This is a genomic window from Luteimonas salinilitoris (assembly GCF_041300785.1).
Taxonomy (GTDB): Bacteria; Pseudomonadota; Gammaproteobacteria; order Xanthomonadales; family Xanthomonadaceae; genus Luteimonas; species Luteimonas salinilitoris.
The window spans coordinates 253,958-274,383 of the sequence record NZ_JBFWIB010000004.1; the positions used below are offsets into that span (position 1 = coordinate 253,958).

Annotated in this window: 15 protein-coding genes; 11 read left to right on the forward strand and 4 right to left on the reverse strand. The window is 69.0% G+C overall.

Translation table 11 applies throughout. The features are described from left to right. Positions 1-259 precede the first annotated feature (259 nt). The 3 genes from AB5T46_RS09530 to AB5T46_RS09540 all read left to right on the forward strand — a co-directional run bounded on the left by AB5T46_RS09530 (position 260) and on the right by AB5T46_RS09540 (position 4,654). Positions 260-1,003, forward strand: coding sequence for a 2OG-Fe dioxygenase family protein (locus tag AB5T46_RS09530; protein ID WP_370563667.1), 744 nt, complete (start codon positions 260-262; stop codon positions 1,001-1,003). A 297-nt stretch (positions 1,004-1,300) separates the two neighbouring features. Continuing rightward, positions 1,301-1,852 (forward strand): ECF-type sigma factor, encoded by a 552-nt coding sequence (locus AB5T46_RS09535; RefSeq protein WP_370563668.1) that lies wholly within the window; start codon positions 1,301-1,303, stop codon positions 1,850-1,852. A 27-nt stretch (positions 1,853-1,879) separates the two neighbouring features. Next, a complete protein-coding gene (locus AB5T46_RS09540) occupies positions 1,880-4,654 on the forward strand; it encodes a tetratricopeptide repeat protein (protein WP_370563669.1) in 2,775 nt (924 codons plus the stop codon). Positions 4,655-4,947: 293 nt separating this feature from the next. Here AB5T46_RS09540 and AB5T46_RS09545 read toward each other — a convergent pair whose 3' ends face one another. From AB5T46_RS09545 to AB5T46_RS09555, 3 genes are all read right to left on the reverse strand, one after another. Further along, positions 4,948-6,705 (reverse strand): serine hydrolase, encoded by a 1,758-nt coding sequence (locus AB5T46_RS09545; protein ID WP_370563670.1) that lies wholly within the window; start codon positions 6,703-6,705, stop codon positions 4,948-4,950. A gap of 320 nt (positions 6,706-7,025) precedes the next feature. Continuing rightward, a complete protein-coding gene (locus AB5T46_RS09550) occupies positions 7,026-9,533 on the reverse strand; it encodes a YadA-like family protein (protein ID WP_370563671.1) in 2,508 nt (835 codons plus the stop codon). 307 nt (positions 9,534-9,840) lie between these two features. Beyond that, a complete protein-coding gene (locus AB5T46_RS09555; protein WP_370563672.1) occupies positions 9,841-11,568 on the reverse strand; it encodes a YadA-like family protein in 1,728 nt (575 codons plus the stop codon). Positions 11,569-11,834: 266 nt separating this feature from the next. Between AB5T46_RS09555 and AB5T46_RS09560 the strand changes: the two genes are divergently transcribed. Continuing rightward, on the forward strand, positions 11,835-12,824 hold the full coding sequence (locus tag AB5T46_RS09560) for a fumarylacetoacetate hydrolase family protein (RefSeq protein ID WP_370563673.1): 990 nt from the start codon (positions 11,835-11,837) through the stop codon (positions 12,822-12,824). Positions 12,825-12,944: 120 nt separating this feature from the next. Continuing rightward, on the forward strand, positions 12,945-13,604 hold the full coding sequence (gene maiA / locus AB5T46_RS09565) for a maleylacetoacetate isomerase (RefSeq protein WP_370563675.1): 660 nt from the start codon (positions 12,945-12,947) through the stop codon (positions 13,602-13,604). 246 nt (positions 13,605-13,850) lie between these two features. Here maiA and AB5T46_RS09570 read toward each other — a convergent pair whose 3' ends face one another. Next, a complete protein-coding gene (locus AB5T46_RS09570) occupies positions 13,851-14,975 on the reverse strand; it encodes a PilT/PilU family type 4a pilus ATPase (RefSeq protein WP_370563676.1) in 1,125 nt (374 codons plus the stop codon). Positions 14,976-15,093: 118 nt separating this feature from the next. Between AB5T46_RS09570 and AB5T46_RS09575 the strand changes: the two genes are divergently transcribed. The 6 genes from AB5T46_RS09575 (at position 15,094) to AB5T46_RS09600 (ending at position 20,424) form a co-directional block, all read left to right on the forward strand. After that, positions 15,094-15,450 (forward strand): DUF4398 domain-containing protein, encoded by a 357-nt coding sequence (locus AB5T46_RS09575; protein ID WP_370563737.1) that lies wholly within the window; start codon positions 15,094-15,096, stop codon positions 15,448-15,450. A gap of 1 nt (position 15,451) precedes the next feature. Next, the gene (locus AB5T46_RS09580) at positions 15,452-16,039 is read left to right on the forward strand and encodes an SPFH domain-containing protein (RefSeq protein WP_370563677.1); all 588 of its coding nucleotides are present in this window, start codon (positions 15,452-15,454) and stop codon (positions 16,037-16,039) included. A gap of 415 nt (positions 16,040-16,454) precedes the next feature. Beyond that, positions 16,455-16,673: a YdcH family protein gene (locus AB5T46_RS09585; protein WP_370563739.1), complete on the forward strand. Its 219-nt coding sequence runs from the start codon at positions 16,455-16,457 to the stop codon at positions 16,671-16,673. 82 nt (positions 16,674-16,755) lie between these two features. Continuing rightward, entirely contained in the window at positions 16,756-18,132 is a 1,377-nt protein-coding gene (locus tag AB5T46_RS09590) for a pyridoxal-phosphate dependent enzyme (RefSeq protein ID WP_370563678.1), read from the forward strand. A 290-nt stretch (positions 18,133-18,422) separates the two neighbouring features. Further along, complete coding sequence (locus AB5T46_RS09595) at positions 18,423-19,610, forward strand: cystathionine gamma-synthase (protein ID WP_370563679.1); 1,188 nt, start codon at positions 18,423-18,425, stop codon at positions 19,608-19,610. 25 nt (positions 19,611-19,635) lie between these two features. Further along, entirely contained in the window at positions 19,636-20,424 is a 789-nt protein-coding gene (locus AB5T46_RS09600; protein ID WP_370563680.1) for an ABC transporter permease, read from the forward strand. The last annotated feature ends 2 nt before the right edge of the window (positions 20,425-20,426 follow it).

Here is a 20,426-nt window from a genome sequence, read left to right on the forward strand (position 1 = left end):
GAAAAAACCCGCCGACGGCGGGTTTTTTCTTGGGCGGGGCTCTTCCTTGTCCCGCCTTCTTCAATGCGGGCAGGGCGTCGGGAAGTTGCGGCATGGCCACAACGGGGCGCAACGGCTCTTGTGGGAGTGGCAACAGCATGCTGTTGCCGGGAAGTCGCGACTGGCCCCCCTGGAGTCGCGACTTCCCGGCGGCGGCATGCCGCCGCCACTCCCACAAAGGCGCCTGCGCTCGCAGGCAGGCCGAGCCTAAAATGCCGTGATGACGACCCTCCTGGCTCCGCCGTACCTACCGATCGACGGACTGCCTGCGGGCATGCGCGAACGCGGCTTCGGAGTGCTTGCGCCGGCGGACGTGGCGGCGCTTTGCGGGCATCCGCCGGCCGCGCTCGCTGCCATGCGCGACAGCTGGGACCGGCTGCCCGAGGACACCTACCTCAAGGACGGCGGGCGCTATCGCCGGCGCCGCCATTCCTGCTTCGTGGTGGAGGGCGACGTGATCACCCAGGCGCCGCACCGCGCGCACTGGCAGCCGCGCGACTACAACGCCCTGCACGGCGGCATGCGACGGTGGTTCGAACCGGTGGAACCGGAAGTCGTCGCCAGCCCGGCCTGGACCGGCCTGCTGCTCGGGCTCGGGCGGCTGTGCTCGGCGCTGCGGCCGGTATCGCCCTGGTACGTGGAGGCGCACCAGTTCCGCATCGACACCAGCGACGGCATCGGCCGGCCGACGCCGGAGGGCGCGCACCGCGACGGCGTCGACTACGTGGCGGTGCTGGTGGTCGAGCGCACCGGCATCAAGGGCGGCGAGACCCGGGTATTCGAGGCCGAGGGGTCCAACGGTCAGCGCTTCACCCTGGCCGAGCCGTGGAGCCTGCTGTTCCTGGACGATGCCCGCGTCATCCACGAATCCACCCCGATCCAGCCGGGGGACGATCGCGATCACGGCCACCGCGACACCCTGGTGCTGACCTGGCGCGCCGCCGGCTTCCAGGGCGACGACTAGGACCGACATGCGCCCCTGTAGGAGGGGCTTCAGCCCCGACAGGCAGCGGAAAAGCCCGGCAATCGACCTTCGCAACGCGCGGCGGCGCGTTTGTCTTCGCGGCCACCCTGAGATGCGTCTGGCGCGGTCGGGACTGAAGCCCCTCCTATAAGGGGAGATGGTGCCAGGCGGTACGCCTTTGGGGCCTCGGGCAGCCTGGGACGGGCGCCGGCATGCCCGTCACGGCGCCTTTCTCCCGGGACTGGGCTAGGATGCGACGCGCAGGGTGGAGGGCCGCCTGCGTGGGGGAGCGAGCGCATGGACCAGGACTTGACCGGGCTGCTGCACGCGTGGCGCGCCGGCGACGAGGCTTCGCGCGACCGCCTGCTGGCGCAGGTCTACGACGCACTGCGCGGCATGGCGGCGGCACGCCTCGGGCGCGGGCGCAACAGCCACACCCTGCAGCCGACCGCCGTGGTCAACGAAGCCCTGCTGCGCCTGCTCGGCAACGACACCGACTGGGAGGACCGCGCCCACTTCTTCGCCCTGGCGGCATTGAAGATGCGCGCGGTGCTGGTCGATCACGCGCGTGCGCGCGCCGCGGAAAAGCGCGGCGGCGATGTCGCGATGCTCACGCTCTCGCACGCCGACCGCGAGGCCGGCGGCGACGTAGAGATCGACGTGCTGGCGCTGCACCAGGCACTGGAGCACCTGGCCGAACGCGACGAGCGTGCCGCACGCGGGTTGGAGATGGCCTATTTCGGCGGCATGGAACGCAAGGACATCGCCTGCGTGCTGGGCGTCTCGGTGCCCACCGTGGAGCGCGACCTGCGCTTCGCGCGCGCCTGGTTGAACCAGCAGTTGGCATAGCGCACGGCCGGGGAGGAACGAACAATCATGGAAGCGGCACGCTGGCAGGACCTGCGGCAACTGTTCGATGCGGTCTGCGACCTGCCGCCGACGCAATGGGCGCCGCGCCTGCGCGACCTGAGCGATGATCCGGCCCTGATCGAGGAGGCCCTGGCCCTGCTCACGGCGCAGACCGCCAGCTTCGACCGTGCGCTGGAGCCGCTGGGCGAACTGATCGCGACGCTGTCGGCGAGCGAGCTGCAGGCCGGCGACCGCCTCGGCGCCTGGCAGCTGGTGGAGCGCCTGGCCAGCGGCGGGATGGGCATCGTGTTCATCGCCGAGCGCGCAGACGAATTGTTCCGGCAGCGGGTTGCGATCAAGCTGCTGCGCGGCAGCGTGGCCAATGCAGCCGTCGCCGAACGCCTGGCGTCGGAGCGCCAGATCCTGGCGGACCTGCAGCATCCCAACATCGCGCGCCTGTACGACGGCGGCACCACGCCCTCCGGGCAGCCGTACCTGGTGATGGAATACGTCGCCGGCCTGCCGCTGGACCGCCATTGCGAGCGGCACGCGCCCGACCTGCGCCAGCGCCTGCGGCTGTTTCTGCGCATCTGCCGGGCGGTGCAGGCCGCGCACCAGCGCCTGGTGGTGCATTGCGACCTCAAGCCCAGCAACGTGCTGGTGCGCGAGGACGGCGAGCCGGTGCTGCTCGATTTCGGCATCGCGCGGATGATGGGCGAAGGCAGCGATGGCGATACGGGCGGCTTCTGCACGCCGGCCTATGCCAGCCCGGAATTGTTGGCCGGCGCCCATGTCAGCGTGGTCAGCGACGTGTTCGGCCTGGGCGTGCTGTTCACGGAATTGCTGGCATGTCGCCGCACCGACCGCGGCGTGGCCGATCGCGAACGCCCGATGCCGGTGCCGAGCGCCCTGGCCGCTGCCGATTGCGCCTGGAGAAAACGCCTGCCGGGCGACCTCGATGCCATCGCCCTGCGGGCCTGCGCGCTGGACCCGGCGCGGCGTTACCCTTCGGTGGAGGCGTTCGCGGCCGACATCGAGCGGCACCTGGCCCGGCAGCCGGTCACGGCGCGCGCGCCCACCTTGCGCTACCGGTCCGGCCGCTGGTTGCGCCGGCATTGGCGCGAGAGCGCAGTCGCGGGTGTCGCCGTGCTCGCGGCCGCCACGTTCGTCTGGCGCCTGGGCGAAGAGCGCGCACGCGCCGAGCAGGAAGCGGCAGTTGCCGGCCAGGTCGGCGACTTTCTGGTGGCTGCGTTCGATGCCGCCGATCCGCACATGCGCGGCGCTCGGGGCACGGAGGACGTGAGCGCGCGCCAGGTACTCGACGCCAGCGCCGCACGCATCGATGAGGCTCTGGATACGACGCCGGCAGTCCGGGCCCGCCTGCGCGCCGTGCTTGGGCGCGCCTACCGCAATCTCGGCCAGTCGCAACGCGCCGAGGCCCTGCTGACCCAGGCGGCGGAGGGGTTTCTCGATCCGCAGGTGGCGCAGCCCGGCCCGGCCGCGCAGGCGCTGAGCGAGCTGTCGCGGTCGTTGAGCCAACGTCAGTACGGAGAGGCGGCTGTCGCCGCGGCGCGGCGCGCATTGGCGTTGCGGCAACCCTTGGGGCGCCCGTTGGATACCGCCGACGCTTACGACGCGCTGGGCTTGGCGCTGTCGGCGAAAGGGGATTTCGCCGAAGCCGAACAGGCCCTGAAAGCCGCGCTGGCCCTGCGCGATGAACGCGCCACGCCGGCCTCGCCCGCCGAACAGGCGCGGACCCTGCACAATCTTGCCCAGCTGTACCGCCAACGCGGCGAGCTCGAACGCGCCGAGCGCAGCTACCGGGACGCGCTGGCGATCCGGCGTCGTCTGGGCGAGCGGTCGGTCGATACCCAGTCGAGCCTGCACGGCCTGGCGATGAGCCTCTTCGCGCAAGGCAAGCTCCCTGGCGCCAGACGGGTGCAGGACGAAAACCTGCAACTGGCGCGCGCGTTGTACGGCGAGGACAGCGACCGGGTGGCCAATGTACATGTCGATCTAGCGGGCGTGCTGCACAACCTGGGCGACTATGGCCGGGCGCGTGCGCACTATCGCCAGGCGCTGACGATCATGGCGCGGGTGACCGGAGACGACAGCCTGGACTACGCGCGCATCCTCAACAACTTCTCCGGCCTGGAGTATGCGCGCGGCGCCGTCGACGAGGCCGAATCGCTCTGTCGGCGCGCCATCACGATCCGCCGCTCTCATCTGGGCGACGAGGAGCGCCGGGTATTGCGGACCGAAGCCGCGCTCGGTCGGATACTGGCACGCAGCGGACGCGTGCAGGAAGCGCAACCTCTGGTGGAGCGGGCATTGGCGGTCTGGACGAGGCGTTACCCGGATGACCACGCCGGAATACTGATGGTGCGCCTGGGTCATGCCGAATGGCTGCTGGCCCAGAACCGCCTGGACGAGGCCGATGTCGCACTGGCCGATATCGATATCGATCTCGATCGCGGCGAGTACAACGCATTGATGTCGATGCGCCCCGCCGCCTTGGCGGCCGAGTTGGCGCAGCGACGGCAGGATTGGGCGGCTTCAAGCCAAGCTTGGGAACGACTCCTGGCATTACCCGCCGCAACCTGGGCCGATCCGGTCATGATCGGAAGATGGCGGGTGCCCTACGCGGAGGTTCTGGCTGCGCAGGGCCGGTTCCAAGCCGCAGATGAGCAGCTTCGGATCGCCGCACCGCCACTGCGCCGCGAACTGGTACCGGACGACGAAATGCTGCGGCGCCTGCACGCACTGGAGCGCACTCTGTCCGCGGTGCGCGCTGCGGGTTAGTCGAAGAAAGAGAGCGGAGACATGATGTCTCCGCTCCCGTGTGCCGACAGCGCCGGTGCCGGATCACGGCATCACAGGTCCAGGCCGAAGCCGATGCCGGCCGAACGTTCCGAACCGCTGAAGGCGCCGCCCAGGGAGAACGAACCGCGCCGACCGATGCGCTTGCCGCAGCCAGTTGCACATGCTCCCGCAATCGGTGAACTCGCCGGAAGCCGAACAGGACGCCTCGGTGCCGTTCGCACAAGCCTTCTGCACCGAGCAGTCCTGCGGCGCCAGCCCGGTGCTGATGTCACTTACTTCTTTGTCCAGCTGGCGTCGTGGGCGTTCTGCAGCGCCCGGCACTGGTACGGGTACGTGCCGCCCATCGAGTTGATGAGCAGGACCACCTGCACGCCGGTCGGGAAGTCGACGATGCAGGTGTCCACGCCGCGCGGCTGCACGGCGGCCGCACATACGCTGACTCCCGCCGGCACGGGCAGGTTCGGATAGCACAGGTCGCCGCCGTGCATGCGGTACGTCCCGAAGACGCCGGTGCCCATGGATCCGTAGTTCGCCGGATCCATCCAGCCGAGGAATCCCTCGTACATCGTCGCCCGCGTCACGGGGTTCAGGATCTTGTCGTTGTAGCGCAGGTGCGCGAGGAACTGCGCCAGCTCGAGCGCCGAGAAGTACCACCCGCCGCTGCCGGCGCTGAAGAGCCAGTCGCCAGGTTCCACGCTGCCGACGGTCTGTGGGAACCAATGGAAGCGAGTGGTCGGGGCCTCCGCCGGGTTCGGCGCCAGGGCGGGGCCCTCGCAGGTATCGTACGGAAAGATGATGATGCCGTCGGAGAGGCCCATCCTGGGCAGCAGGAAGCACTGGATTTTCAACCGATACGCAAGCGCGGTCCACTGGTCCTCATGTGGCAGGCAGCCGTCGTTCGCGTTGTTGCAGCCGCCGATGATGTTGATGAGAATCACGCGGAAGAGCGCGAAGTTGCCGTTGTCGTAGAAGAATCCCTGGTCCGATATCCGGGCACCGGCGGCGATGCAGGCCTTGATGCCGTCGAAGCTCATCCCGCAGCCTCTCCGCCCGCCCCCGCCGTTGCGCCCCCCGAGGCCGCTGGTGTGCGTCATGAGCTGGCGGAACGTCAGTTCGCCGGGGTCGATCACAGCGCCGGCACTCTGCGGGCGCGTCCAGTCAAAGGGCAGGTACGGCGCGATCGGATCGTCGACCGAGATGTCGCGCGCCTGCAGCAGCTCGAGCACCGTCGCCGCCGTCAGGGTCTTCGTGACGCTGGCGATGTTGAGTTCGTCCGATGGTGTGAAGGGAACCGGAGGATTAGAGTCCGCGGACGTTCGCCGGAAACCGTTGCCCCAGCTGTCCACCAGCATGCCGCCCTGGTTGACTGCGACGGCGTAGCCGGTGGTCTGGCCATCGAGCACGAATCGCAGGCGCGCCCGGAACTGCGGAACGTCGAAAGCGAGCGCATTCTTGATCGGGAGCACCTTCTTGTAGAACTTTGCCGCACCGCCCGGGTCTCCGATTGCAAGGAGCCGGTCGCCCAAAGCCAGGTTCGCTTCGGCCATCGCGAGCTGCCTGGGATCGACGCCTGCCGCCCGGGCGACCCTCAGCATGTTCGCGGCCAGCGACTGCGCGACATCGCCCAGCCGTCCCCCCTGTCGGCGGAGTTCGGCGCGCAGCGCCGGGTCGGTCGAGACGCGCGCGGCGGCGTCGAAGGCGTTCACGGCCGTCGCGACGTCTCCGACTACCATGTCGAGCCGCGAGTCGAGCGCGAGGAAGTGCCCTCGCGCATTGTCGGCCTGCTTGCGGGCGTGGCGCAGCTTCGCGAGCACGGCGGCCGGCAGGTCCGAGCGCCCGAGCTGGGCATCCAGTGCAGCAACGACTGCCCGCAGCGTCGTGACCGGATTGTCGGCCTGGGACTCCGGCGGGCCGACCTGGAAACCGCCGTCGGGGGTGAGTTCGGCATCGGTCTGCGTCTGCGCAAACGTCGCCCCGGGAAAGACGGCAAACACGAGCAACACTACGAGAATGCGTGTCGATGGATTCATGGCGGGTCCTTTCTGCGGAGAGTTCGGAGGGGTCACATCCACACAACCGCGGAAAGCGGATCGGACCCATCAAATTTCCTCCAGGCTGCGGATAGCACGGCTGCGGAGGTCGAATGGCATTACGCTGCGGGCCAGCCGCGCGCGCAGTGGCGCCTGGCTGCGCCGGGAACTGGTGCCCGGTGCCGAGTTGCTGCAGCGACCGGAGGCGCTGGAGGGCGCCGTGCCCGGGCCCGAGCAGGGCGGCCCGGGCTGAGTCACAACACGGCTTAGCCGCAGGTGCCGCGGTTGATGGAGGCGGTGCCGTCCCTGGCCACCGGTGATTACAGGTCGACGCCGAAGCCGATGCCGCCGGAGCGCTCACCTCCGCTGAAGGCGCCACCCAGCGAGAACGAGCCGCGTCGGCCGATGCGCTTGCCGTAGCCGACCGACAGCGCCTGCTCGCCGCCCTGGAAGCCGGCGCCGACCGCGATGCGGCCGCGCGGGCTCTGCGAGCCGGCGGCGTTGATCGCCATGTTCAACATCGCCGCGCCCATCGCCCCCTGCCGGTCGATCCGTTTGTCCTGGCGATGCAGGCGGCGGTCGACGTCGTCGAAGCGGTCACCCAAGGCATCCAGCCGCCCGTTGATGGAGCTCGGGTCGAAGCCGATCAGGTTGGCCACCTGGGTGTCGGTGTAGGCGTTGGCGGTGGACAGCGTCTGCGCATCGCCGGCGTCGGCATGGACGGCGGCCGAGGCGAGCGTCGCGCCGTCGCCCGCGTCCATCTGGCCCTTGTTGACCGCATCGTTCGCGGCGGTGCCAGAGGCGACGTTGGAGATCCGGGTGCCGTCGGCGCCTTCGAGCGCAATGGTGTCCATGTCGGCGTTCTCATAGGCCACGCCCAACGGGTTGCCGGGACCGGCAGGACCCTCCGGGCCCTCGGAGCCTCCCGGGCCTTGAGGGCCGGCCGGCCCCTGGGGCCCTGCCGGGCCCGCAGGGCCCGGAACGCCGCCCTGGTCCGACAATGCCGTCAACCGATTGTCGACCGCAGCAAATGCGCCGCCGACGTCGTGATACTCGGCGCCCTGGATCACATATGTCGGCGCGGTGAACACGCCGCCGCCGAAACCGACTCCACCGCCCAGTGCCGTGGCGTAGGGGTGCAACTGGCCGACATTGACCGCATCGGTGTCGGTGCTGCCGGCGGCCAGGTTGACCAGCCGGCGTTCGCTGCCGGCGCCGCCGATCGACACGGTATCGGCCTGGTTGGCCACCGAGTTGGCGCCCAGCGCCACGGCATTGACCGCGTCCGCCGTGGTCGCGCTGGACATGCCCAGCGCCAGGCTGGACTCGCCTTCGGCCAGGCTCAGCATGCCCAACGCGGTGCTGCGGTCGGCCAGTGCGCGGCTGAACTCGCCGATCGCAGTGCTGACGGTGCCCGCCGCCCAGCTTTGCGCGCCGATGGCCGTGCTGTTGTCGCCCTCGGCGTGACTGCTCGCGCCGAAGGCGCTGCCGAAGTAACCGCTGGCCAGTGCGGCGGTGCCGGTGGCCGTGCTCCAGAAGCCGCTGGCCTGGCTCAGCGCCCCGGCCGCGAGACCGGCTTCACCGCCGGCAACCGCGGTCGAGCCCAGCGCCGTGCCGAGCAGGCCGCTGGCGACGCTGTCCACGCCGATGGCGGTGGCGTACGCACCGGTGGCACTGCTGCCGCGGCCGACCGCGGTGGCGTAGTCGGCGCTGGCCTCGCTCAGCACGCCGAGCGCAGTGCTGCGAAGGCCGCTGGCCTCGCTGCCGGCGCCGAGCGCGGTGGAATGTTCGCCGGAGGCGAGGCTGGCATTGCCCAGCGCCGTGCTGCCCAGGCCGATGGCCCGGCTGCCCGCGCCCAGCGCCGCGGTGGCCGAAGCGCTGGCAATGCTCGAGGCGCCGACCGCCACCGAAAGCGTGGCGCTGGCGTTGCTGCCGACGCCCAGGGCTGTGGCCGCCTGGCCGCTGGCCACGCTCAGGTGGCCGATCGCGGTGGCGTAGTCGGCGCTGGCCAGGCTTTCGGCGCCGAAGGCCGACGCGTTATCGCCGCCCACCGAGCTCAGATGGCCAACCGCCGTGGCCCTGAGGCCGGTGGCCCAGCTTTCGGGACCGAAGGCCGAACTGTAGTTGCCGTTGGCCCTGGCCAGGTAGCCGTTGGCGGCGGCGAACAAGCCACCGGCCGAGCTCAGGTAGCCGGCCGCCGTAGAGCCGCCGCCGGCGGCGTTGCTGCTCACACCGGTAGCGGTGCTGAAGGCACCGGTCGCGCGCGCGCCGGCACCAAAGGCACTGGCGTTGTCCGCGGATGCGAGCGTCAGTTCGCCGGCATCCGGGGCGCCGTCGTTATCGGCGTCGTACCAGCCGCCGACCGCCGTGCTGCCAGCGCCGGTGGCCTGGCTGTAGGCGCCGACCGCGGTCGCGCGCGCGCCGGTGGCGTTGGCGTCGCCGCCGAATGCGGAACTGTGGTCGCCGGTCGCTGCGCTGGACATGCCGACCGCCGTACTCATCTCCTGCGTGGCGGTGGCCGACGCGCCGATGGCAAGGCTGCGGATGCCGCTGGCTTCGCTGTTGGAACCGATCGCGACCGTGAAGTTGCCGCTCGCGTCGCTGTTCAGGCCGTACGCCACCGCCTCGTTGCCGGCGGCGGCGCTGCCGTTGCCGCAGGCCAGCGCGTTGAAGCCGACGGCCGTTGCGGTCCCGCCTCCTTCGCCCGCCGTTTCGTAGTCGCAGACGTCGCCCGCCCATGCCGTGCCGGTAGCGGCGAAGGACAGGGCGATGGCAACGGCCAGGGCGCAACGCTGGCGTCGCGCGATGATCATGTTCGGATGCTTCATGTGAACTCTCCTGATGGGTAGGTATCGCGCGGACGCAGAGGGCGTGCCCTCGACCTGGAGATCGAATCCGGTCGGGCCTCCCCCGGCTTCCGGGGCGGTGACCTTGTCGCGCTTGAACAATCAACCGCTGAAACAGCGACAAACCCATCACCCGATTCGCCGCGAGTGGTGCCGGCACGCTGCTGCGGAGGGCCTTCGGCTGGCGCACGCCGGCCTCGCGTCGGCATGCAAAAAGCGGGCGTGACGACGTCATCGCCACGCCCGCCGCCGGGCCGCCCGTGGGCCTCGCCCGGACTTGGGACAGCCGTCAGAAACCGATACCCACGCCCAGTGTGGTCGAGCGCTCCGAACCGCTGAACGCGCCGCCGACGGTCAGCGCGACACGCCTGCCGATGCGCTGCTGCAGGCCGATCGAGAACGCCTGCTTGCCGTTGTATTCGCCGGCGGCGAAGCCGAGGCGGCTCTGCCCCTCTTCGACTGCCGACGCGCTGGCGGCCATGCCGATCATCGCCGCGTTCAACGCGCCGGCACGGTCGATGCGTGCGTCCTGACGGTGCATGCGGCGGTCGACATCGTCGAAACGATCTTCCAGCGCATCGATGCGACCGTTGATCGAGCCCGGGTCGAAACCGACCAGGCTGGCGATCTGCGTGTCGGTGTATTCGTTGGCCGTGTTGAGGGTCGCGGTGTCGCCGGCATCGGCATAGGTTTCCGCCGCATCCAGGGTGGCGGCATCGCCGGCCTCCATGTCGCTGCGGATCGCCGCCTCGCGGTCGTCGGTGTAGGCATTGGCCGCGGTACCGCCAGTGGCGACCGCGGTGTCGGTGTAGGCGTTCGCGGTGGCCAGCGTGGCCTGCAACTGCGACAGGTTGACCGCATCGGTCGCGCCGGTGCCATCGGCGACGTTCACCACGCGGCGTTCGTTGCCGGCACTGCCGATCGACACCGTGTCGGCCTGGCCTGCCACCGAGTGTGCGCCCAGCGCCACCGAGTTCTGGCCGCTGGCCAGGCTCTGATTGCCGAGCGTGGTGCTGTCGACGGCGCTGGCCGAACTCAGGGCGCCGATGGCGATGCTGCCGTCCGCCGATGCCAGGCTCTGCGTTCCAACTGTGATCGCACCGACGCCGCTGGCGACGCTGAGCGCACCCAGCGCGGTGCTCGATCCGCCGCTGGCCGTGGCCCTCATGCCGAAGGCGGCATCGGCGAACAGCCCGGCGCTGCTGTCGGCGCCGATCGCGGTGCTGGCCATGGCCAGCGCCTCGCTGCCGTCGCCGACGGCGGTGCTGTTCTGTGCGGTGGCCAGGCTGTTGGTGCCGATAGCGGTGCTGTACTGCCCGCTGGCTTGGCTCAGCACGCCGATGGCGACGCCGTGCTCGCCGGTCGCCTGGCTGGCGACGCCAAGAGCGATGCTCCTCTCGCCCGAGGCGTTGCTGTTGCTGCCGGTGGCGGTGCTGTATTCGCCCGAGGCCTGGCTCGACGAGCCGGTGGCGGTGCCGGACAGTCCGGTGGCGAGGCTGTAGGCACCGGTGGCGGTGCTGGAGGCGCCGCTGGCCTGGCTCAATGTGCCGGTGGCGGTGGCGGAGTTCCCCGAGGCCAGACTGGCCAGGCCGATGGCGGTACCGAAATCGCCGCTGGCCAGGCTGATGTTGCCGTTGGCGGTGCTTCCCGACCCCGAGGCAACGCTGTAGGCGCCGGTCGCGGTGGCACCCAGGTCTGTCGCCCGGCTCATGGTGCCGTTGGCGGTGCTCATGCCGGCGGAGGCAGTGCTGCGTTCGCCCGTGGCCGTGCTTTCATCGCCCGAGGCGGTGGCGGCGTTGCCGTAGGCGGTGGAATCCTCGCCGGTGGCCTGGGCGCTGGTGCCGCAGGCGGTGGCAGTGGCACCGGGGGCGTTGGCGCCGCCGTCGTCTTCGCCGGCAGTGGAAAGATCGCAGGTCTCGCCGGCGACCGCGGCGCCGGAAAAGGCGAGGCAAAGAGCGACAGCCAGTGCCGAGGACAGGCGATGGCGGGGAGGGGCGGACAGGATTTGCAGGTTCATGGCGTACTCCGAAAGTTAGGATGGAATCGCGCAGTCGCAGAAGGACGCGCCCTCGACCGGAATCGTTGAACCGGCCGGGCCTTTCCCGGCTTCCGGGGCAACGACCACGCCGCGCTTGCAGTACCAACCGGCAAAGGCGCGGCGGACCCATCACCGCGCTTCGGGCGTCGCCGGCGGAAGCCCGACATGCGGCCGCGCCGGGGCCTTCGGGCGTCCCGGTTACAATCGCAACCATCGCGCTGCGGCGCCGGAAACACGGAGTCCCGATGAAGCTTGGTTCCCTGAAGGAGGGCGGCCGCGACGGCACCCTGGTCGTCGTCTCCCGCGATCTTTCGCGCGCGGTGCGCGCGGGCGAGATCGCCGCGACCCTGCAGCGGGCGCTGGAGGACTGGTCCAATCTCGCGCCGCGGCTCAATGCGCTGGCGCAGCGGCTCGAGGACGGGCAGGCGGCCGGCGCCTTCGATCTCGACATGGCCCAGCTGGCGGCACCGCTGCCGCGCGCCTACGAGTTCGTCGACGGCAGCGCCTACCTGCCGCACGTGGAGCGCGTGCGCCGCGCGCGTGGTGCCGAGGTGCCGGAGAGCTTCTACACCGATCCGCTGATGTACCAGGCGGCCAGCGCCGGCTTCTACGGTCCGCGCGACCCGGTGTGCGTGCCCAGCGAGGACCACGGCATCGACCTGGAGGCCGAGATCGTGGTGGTGACCGACGACGTGCCGATGGCGGCGACGCTGGAGCAGGCGGCGGCGCATATCCAGCTGGTCGGACTGGTCAACGACGTCTCCCTGCGCAACCTAATCCCGGGCGAGCTGGCCAAGGGCTTCGGCTTCCTGCAGTCGAAGCCGCGCTCGGCGTTGAGCCCGGTGTTCGTGACCCCAGACGAACTGGGCGAGGCCTGGCGCGGCAACAAGCTGCACCTGCCGCTGCTGACCCACGTCAACGGCGAGTGGTTCGGAGCGCCGGAGGCGGGCGTGGACATGCAGTTCGACTTCGCCCAGCTGCTGGCGCACGCGGCCCGCACCCGGCCGCTGTCGGCGGGCACGATCGTCGGCTCGGGCACCATCGCCAACCAGGACACCGGCAAGGGCGCGTCCTGCTTCGCGGAGAAGCGCACGGTGGAAACGCTGGAACACGGCAAGCCGCTGACGCCGTTCATGCGTTTCGGCGACACCGTGCGCATCGAGATGCTCGATCGCGAGGGGCATTCGATCTTCGGCGCCATCGAGCAGCGGATCGAACGCCAGTCCGGCGCCTGACCGGACGGGGCCGCGGCAGCCGAACGGGCGCCGCCACGCGACGGGTGGACGGCCACTGCGGCGGCTTCCGCGTTAATGTTGACGACAGGCGGCCACAGGGGGCGCATGGGAGAGGGAAAGATGGCGGAGCCGCTCACGCTGTACTCGTATTGGCGTTCGAGTGCGGCCTATCGGGTGCGGATCGGCCTGAACCTCAAGGCGCTGCCGTACGAGATCGTGCCGGTGCACCTGGTGCGGAACGGCGGCGAGCAGCTCAGGCCGGAGTACGCCGCGGCCAATCCGCAGAAGCTGGTGCCGATGCTGGAGCACGGTCGCCGCCGCCTGCTGCAATCGCTGGCGATCCTGGAATACCTGGACGAAGTCTGGCCGTCGCCGCCGCTGCTGCCCGCCACCGCGCGCGAGCGCCAGCGGGTGCGCGCGCTGGCGCAGCTGGTCGCCTGCGACATCCATCCGCTCAACAACCTGCGGGTGATGCGCTTCTTCGAGCACGATTGGAACGTGCCCCAGCCCGAACGCGACGTCTGGATGCGGCACTGGATGACCGAAGGCCTGGCGGCGTTCGAGGCATTGTTGTCCGATCATCCTTCCACCGACGCGTTCTGCGACGGCCATGCGCCGACCCTGGCCGACTGCTGCCTGGTGCCGCAGGTGTACAACGCACGCCGCTTCGGCGTCGATATGACGCCGTATCCGACCATCCGCCGCATCGAGGCCGCCTGCCTGGCGCTGCCGGCGTTCGAGGCCGCGCGCCCGGAGCGCCAGCCGGATGCGCCCACGTAGGAGCGCGCCGCGCCAAACAGCTCTTTCCGTTGCGGTGAGACAAGCCCCGTCGCCACGGGCGGTGCCAATCAATAGCCAAGCCCTTCACGATGGATCAGCACCTCACCCATTGGCTCGAGGTGCGGGCTATTCACTGACACCGCCCGTGGCGACGGCCCAGTCTTCACTGCGGCGGAAAGGGCTGCCTGGCGCGGCATCGCGCGCATGGCGCGCTCCTACGGGGGCGGCTGCATCCGAGAATGCCGGCTACGTGTGCTCATTCTCCGGCGCGCTGTCGAAGACATCGGCGTAGGGGTCGTGCTCGCCGCTGCCGCCCTCCGACAGCCGGAACTTCAGCGCCAGGCCGTCGCGCGAGTCGGCGGCCTTCAGCGCTTCCTCCATCTCGATCTTGCCTTCCTTGTAGAGCCGGAACAGGCACTGGTCGAAGCTTTCCATGCCTTCTTCCAGGGTCTCCTCCATCGCCTGCTTGATCTCGTGCACCTGCCCGCGTCGTAGCAGGTCGCGGATCATCGGCGTGTTGATCAGCACCTCGGCCGCGGGCAGCCGGCGGCCATCGACGCCGACCACCAGGCGCTGGCTGACCACCGCCTTGAGGTTCAGCGCCAGGTTCATCAGCACGTTCTTGTGCGCGTTCTCGTTGAAGAAGTTGAGGATGCGCTCGATGGTCTGGTCGGCGTTGTTGGAATGCAGGGTCGCCAGGCACAGGTGGCCGGTCTCGGCGAAGGCGATCGCCGCCTCCATCGTGGTGGCGTCGAGGATCTCGCCGATCAGGATGACGTCCGGCGCCTCGCGCATGGCGTTCTTCAGCGCGTTGTGGAAGGTGTGGGTGTCGAGCCCGACCTCGCGCTGGTTGACGATCGACTTCTTGTGCTTGTGCAGGTACTCGATCGGGTCCTCGATGGTGAGGATGTGTCCGGACGTGTGGCTGTTGCGATGATCGATCATCGACGCCAGCGTGGTCGACTTGCCCGAACCGGTGGACCCGACGATCAGCACCAGTCCGCGCGGGGCCATGATGATCTGCTTGAGCGCCTGCGGCAGCTGCAGCTCCTCGATGCTGGGGATGACGCTGCGGATGGCGCGGATCACCATGCCGATCTCGCCGCGTTGCTTGAACACGTTGACGCGGAAGCGCCCCGAATCCTGCAGCGACAGCGCCATGTTCAGCTCCAGCTCGCGCTCGAACACCGGCACCTGACCCTCGTCCATGAGCGAATAGGCGATCTTCTTCACCATGCCGGTGGGCAATCCGGTGTTGCCGAGCGGGTACAGTCTGCCCTCGACCTTGATGTAGACCGGCGCCCCGGTGGTCAGGAACATGTCCGAGGCGTTTTTTTCCGTCATCAGCTTCAGGAAATAGCCGATGTCCATGAACGAATCCCCTTTCGGCCGTGATCGGTCGTTGCGATCCGGCCGCCTGCTGTCGACAATGGCCGCAGATTCCCCATCGGTACGGCCGCCAATGTCAGCTAGCATTGCACAATTGAGAGTGTTCCTGCAGGCCTCCGCCTTCGGGATCGTGCTGGCGCTCACAGCTTGCGCCAGTCTGCCGCCGCCCACGACCGAACTGGCGGCCGCGCAGCAGTCGGTCGCCCGCGCGTCCGATGCCGATGCCGATCAGTACGCGCCGGAGGAAATCGCCCAGGCCCGGACCCTGCTCGGACAGGCCCAGGCGGCGATGGCCGGCGGCCGCGAACGCGACGCGCGCAGTGCCGCGCTGAGCGCTTCGGCGCTCGCCGACCTGGCCCGCGCCCGCAGCCGCGAGGCGGTGGCCAATACCGAACTGGCGCAGCGCCGGGCGCAGATCTCCCGGCTGCGCGAGCAGTTGGGTATGGAGGAGGACTGACATGAAGACCCTATCGTCCTGGATGTTGCTGGCCCTGCTGTGCGTCCCGGTCTGTGCTTCCGTCGCGCACGCGGCGGACGACCCGGCCGCGCAGCGTCTGTTGCAGCGCCTGCAGGCGCTCGACGCCGATCCGGTGCAGAGCGGTTTCGCCCACTACGAGCGCCTGCAGGCACGGCAGGCCGTGGACGCCTACGCCAATGCGCGCGGCGATCGCGCCCAACCGCTGCAGGTCGCCGAATGGCGCGTGGAGACCGCCGAGACGGCCGCGCGCACCGAGGCGATCCGGCGCGAGATCGGCGAACTGGATCGCGAGCGCAGCGACCTGCTGGTCGAGGCCAGCCGGCAGGAGGCCGCGCGCGCGCGGCAGGAGGCCGAGCGCATGCGCGTGCAGGCGCAGATCCAGGCCGAGGAGGCGGCGCGCCTGCGCATGGCGGCGGAGTCGGAATTCAGCGCCCGCCAGGAAGCCGAGATCGTGCTTGACGGGGTCGCCAGCGACCAGGCGGCCAAGCTGCGGGCCGCACGTGCGCGCGAAGCCGAGCTGGCCCGCCGTGAGGCGGAACTGATGCGGGCGGTCGAAGACGAGGATTGATGCACCCCGTCCGGCTGTTTAACGAATAATTTCTAATCGATTCAGCCGCTTGAGCCCGCCTTCGGCGAGCGCTCGAAACGGCCATGAGATCGCAGCCGGCGTCCGGTCCGCCCATTCAGGAAAGACCCATTGGCGTCGCCGCGCGCTCCCGTCGGGAGCGCTTGCCGGTCCCGATCCGGAGGAGTAGGGTCGAGTTCACAGGCGGCGTCCGATCCGGTCACCGCCTGCCGACAGGCCGATGACGATGACCCAGACGCCCCGCCCCGAGGAGCATGCCGCCGGAAGCAAGGTCCGCGCGGACGCTCACGAAGGGCGACCCGCGCAGTCCGTCTCCGGCCGGACCCACCTGCAACGCCCCGAGCCCTCGCCGGCCGGGGCGTTTTTGTTTCCGATCCCTCACCCCACGGAGGCTTCCATGTTCGAAGGGCAACCCCAGGCAGAGCTCGACGCGGTGTTTCAGGCCAACCCCGAGTTCCGGCGCCTGTACCACCACCATCAGGAGCTGGACAAGAAAGTCATGGACGCGGAACTCGGCGTGCTGCCGATCGACGACACCACCCTGACGCAGATGAAACGCGAGAAGCTCGCTGCCAAGGATCGCCTGACCCGGATGTACGACACCCTGCACCACTGACGCAGGACACCCCTTCCTTTAGCGGGCGGAGCGGTGCGATAATCGCGCCTCCTTCCGACGACGCCCGCGGGCTCCAGCCAGCATGCCGATCCACGATTCCGTCCTCGATCTCATCGCCGACACCCCGGTCGTCCGCGCGCAGCGCCTCGATGCCGGCCCCTGCGAGCTGTACTTCAAGCTGGAAAGCCAGAATCCCGGTGGCTCGATCAAGGACCGCATCGGGCTCTCGATGATCGACGCCGCGGAGCGGCGCGGCGACATCCGGCCCGGCGACACCCTGGTCGAGGGCACCGCCGGCAACACCGGCATCGGCCTGGCGCTGGTGGCGCAGCAGAAGGGCTACCGCCTGGTGCTGGTGGTCCCGGACAAGATGAGCCGGGAGAAGATCTTCAACCTCAAGGCGATGGGCGCCGAGGTGGTGCTCACGCGCTCCGACGTGGCCAAGGGCCACCCCGAGTACTACCAGGACCTGGCCGAGCGCATCGCCCGCGAGACGCCGGGTGCCTATTTCGTCAACCAGTTCGGCAACCCCGACAACCCGGCCGCGCACGAGCACGGCACCGCGCCGGAGATCCTGCGGCAGATGGCCGACGTGGGCGGACTGGACGCGGTGGTGTTCGGCTGCGGCAGCTCCGGCACCATGACCGGACTGTCGCGGCATTTCGCCGGGCATGCGCCGGAGGTGGAGCTGATCCTGGCCGATCCGGTCGGCTCGATCCTCGCCGAGTACATCAACGAAGGCACCCTGAGCGACAAGTCGGCGAGCTGGATGGTGGAAGGCATCGGCGAGGACTTCCTGCCGGTGATCTCGGATTTCACGCGGGTGAAGAAGGCCTACGCGATCAGCGACCGCGAGAGCTTCCTGGCCGCGCGCGAGCTGCTGCGCAGCGAGGGCATCCTCGGCGGCTCCTCCACCGGCACCCTGCTGGCAGCGGCGCTGAAGTACTGCCGCGAGCAGACCGAACCGAAGAAGGTGCTGGTGTTCGTCTGCGACACCGGCAACAAGTACCTGTCGAAGCTGTACAACGACTACTGGATGCTGGACAACGGCTTCATCGAGCGCGAGCAGTACGGCGACCTGCGCGACCTGATCCTGCGGCCGTACTCGCAGCGCGACACGGTAGTGCTGGCGCCGGGCGACCTGCTGATGACCGCCTACCAGCGCATGAAGCTGTACGAGATCTCGCAGCTGCCGGTGATGGACGGCGAGCACATCGTCGGCATCCTCGACGAATCGGACGTGCTGCTGCACGTCTACGGCGACGAGGCGCGTTTCCGGGATCCGGTCTCGACCGCGATGGTCAGCAAGCTCGACATCATGGACGTGAAATCGCCGATCGAGGCGCTGCTGCCGGTGTTCGACCGCGGCCAGGTGGCGATCGTCGTCGACGACGACCGCTTCCTGGGCCTGATCACCCGGATCGACCTGCTGAACTGGCTGCGGCGGCGGGTGCAGTAGCCGGCGTTTGGGCTCGCCGGCGTACCCTCGCGGTGAGCGGGGCCCGGCGTTGCAGTGCCGTTCCTGTGGGAGCGACGGCAGTCGCGACGCCGATACCACTCGAACCCCAGCAATCACCCGGAACAAGCATTGGGCGTCGCGACTGCCGTCGCTCCCACAGCGCCGCCGAACCTGAACGCTGCCCGGCCCAGCAGCCGTGAGGCGGTTCCACGATCACGCAGCGGTGCCCGGTATGGGCCAACCCGCCCGATGGTAGAATTCGCGACCTGTTTTCACTGGATTTCATCTGTATGACGGACGACCGCGGAGCGGCCGACACCAGCCCGGAAAACTGGGGTCTGGGGACCAAGGCCATCCATGCCGGCCAGTCGCCCGATCCCAGCACCGGCGCGGTGATGCCGCCGATCTACGCCACCTCCACCTACGCCCAGCGCAGCCCGGGTGAGCACCAGGGATTCGAGTACTCGCGCAGCCACAATCCGACCCGTTTCGCCTACGAGCGCTGCGTGGCCGGGCTGGAGGGCGGCAGCCGCGGCTACGCCTTCGCTTCCGGCATGGCGGCCACGTCCACGGTGCTGGAGCTGCTGGATTCGGGCAGCCACGTGATCGCCATGGACGATGTCTATGGCGGTACCTACCGGTTGTTCGAGCGGGTGCGGCGCCGTTCGGCCGGGCTGGACTTCAGCTGGATGGATCTGAACGACGCGGCTGCGTTCGAGGCGGCGATCCGGCCCGAGACCCGGATGGTCTGGATCGAGACCCCGACCAACCCGCTGCTCAAGCTGGTGGATATCGCGCGTATCGCGGAGATCGCCCGCAAGCGCGGCCTGATCGTGGTCGTCGACAACACCTTCTGCTCGCCGATCCTGCAGCGCCCGCTGGCGCTCGGTGCGCATCTCGTGCTGCATTCGGCCACCAAGTACCTCAACGGCCATTCCGACGTCGTCGGCGGCATGGTCGTGGTCGGCGACGACGCCGAACTGGCCGAACAGCTGACCTTCCTGCAGAACTCGGTCGGAGCGGTGCAGGGCCCGTTCGACAGCTTCCTGGCGCTGCGCGGACTGAAGACCCTGCACCTGCGGATGAAGGCCCACTGTGAAAACGCGCAGGCGCTGGCGGAGTTCCTGGAGTCGCATCCGGCGATCGAAAAGGTGATCTACCCGGGCCTCGCCTCGCATCCGCAACATGCGTTGGCGAAGCGGCAGATGGACGGCTTCGGCGGCATGGTCTCGATCTGGCTCAAGGGCGGGTTCGAGGCGGCGAAGCGATTTTGCGAGAGGACGGAGCTGTTCACCCTGGCCGAGTCCCTGGGCGGCGTGGAGAGTCTGGTCAATCATCCGGCAGTGATGACGCATGCATCGGTGCCGGAGGAGAGGCGTGAAAGAATGGGACTCAGTGCTGGCCTGGTGCGTTTGAGCGTGGGTGTCGAAGAATCGACAGACCTCGAACTCGACCTCGAATGCGCGCTCGCGCCCTGATACGCACTCCGGATAGCGACCCTCGATGGCATCCTTCTTGACGCACCTGCGGGACAGCATGCGCTATCCCGAGTTCTGGGCCTACTCCAGCTGGCTCGATATCGCCACCAAATATCGCCGCACGCGACTCGGACTGGCGTGGATATTCATGCCGGTCGCGGTATTCGTCGGCGCCATCGGCAGCATCTATTCGAGGATCATGGGGCACGATCCCGAGTACTACATTGCATATCTGGCGACTGGTTACGTGGTCTGGCGCTTCATGGTCCAGTGCACCAATGAGGCCGCCTCCATTCTGCGGGGGCACAAATCGTTCATCATGGATGGGCGCACCCGGCTGACTGATTTCGTGCTTCGGTCACTTTCGAAGGCGTTCTTCTACTTCGCTTGTTCGGTGCTGATCGTATTGGCGGCGCTGCTGTGGTCGCCGCAGATGCACGGAACGAACCTGTTGACGCTGCTCATCACTTTCCCGCTGGTCATTCTGAACATGATCTGGTGGTCGACCTGCATAGCGCTGATAGGCGCCCGGCATCCTGACGCGGGTGAAGCGGCCAACACCATGCTCCGCTTCGGCATGCTGCTGACGCCGATCCTGTGGGTCGGAGACCGTTTTCCGCCGGGCACATTCGGATGGTGGGCCGTGCATGGCAATCCGGCCTATCACCTGATCACGGTCGTGCGCGCGCCGATTCTCGGCGAGTCCGTCGAGACGATCAGTCTCACATACGTGGCAGCCATGACCTTGGCGGGGTGGGTGCTCGCTGCTGTCCTGTATCGCCGATACTCGCGCTTCGTGCCGCTTTGGATATGAAC

Coding starts and splice junctions, on each gene's coding strand:
- AB5T46_RS09540 (WP_370563669.1), top strand. CDS start 1,880: ATGGAAGCGGCACGCTGGCAGGACCTGCGGCAACTGTTCGATGCGGTC.
- maiA (WP_370563675.1), top strand. CDS start 12,945: ATGGCGGAGCCGCTCACGCTGTACTCGTATTGGCGTTCGAGTGCGGCC.
- AB5T46_RS09570 (WP_370563676.1), bottom strand. CDS start 14,975: ATGGACATCGGCTATTTCCTGAAGCTGATGACGGAAAAAAACGCCTCG.
- AB5T46_RS09550 (WP_370563671.1), bottom strand. CDS start 9,533: ATGAAGCATCCGAACATGATCATCGCGCGACGCCAGCGTTGCGCCCTG.
- AB5T46_RS09580 (WP_370563677.1), top strand. CDS start 15,452: ATGAAGACCCTATCGTCCTGGATGTTGCTGGCCCTGCTGTGCGTCCCG.
- AB5T46_RS09590 (WP_370563678.1), top strand. CDS start 16,756: ATGCCGATCCACGATTCCGTCCTCGATCTCATCGCCGACACCCCGGTC.
- AB5T46_RS09600 (WP_370563680.1), top strand. CDS start 19,636: ATGGCATCCTTCTTGACGCACCTGCGGGACAGCATGCGCTATCCCGAG.
- AB5T46_RS09595 (WP_370563679.1), top strand. CDS start 18,423: ATGACGGACGACCGCGGAGCGGCCGACACCAGCCCGGAAAACTGGGGT.
- AB5T46_RS09545 (WP_370563670.1), bottom strand. CDS start 6,705: ATGAATCCATCGACACGCATTCTCGTAGTGTTGCTCGTGTTTGCCGTC.
- AB5T46_RS09585 (WP_370563739.1), top strand. CDS start 16,455: ATGTTCGAAGGGCAACCCCAGGCAGAGCTCGACGCGGTGTTTCAGGCC.
- AB5T46_RS09555 (WP_370563672.1), bottom strand. CDS start 11,568: ATGAACCTGCAAATCCTGTCCGCCCCTCCCCGCCATCGCCTGTCCTCG.
- AB5T46_RS09535 (WP_370563668.1), top strand. CDS start 1,301: ATGGACCAGGACTTGACCGGGCTGCTGCACGCGTGGCGCGCCGGCGAC.
- AB5T46_RS09560 (WP_370563673.1), top strand. CDS start 11,835: ATGAAGCTTGGTTCCCTGAAGGAGGGCGGCCGCGACGGCACCCTGGTC.
- AB5T46_RS09530 (WP_370563667.1), top strand. CDS start 260: ATGACGACCCTCCTGGCTCCGCCGTACCTACCGATCGACGGACTGCCT.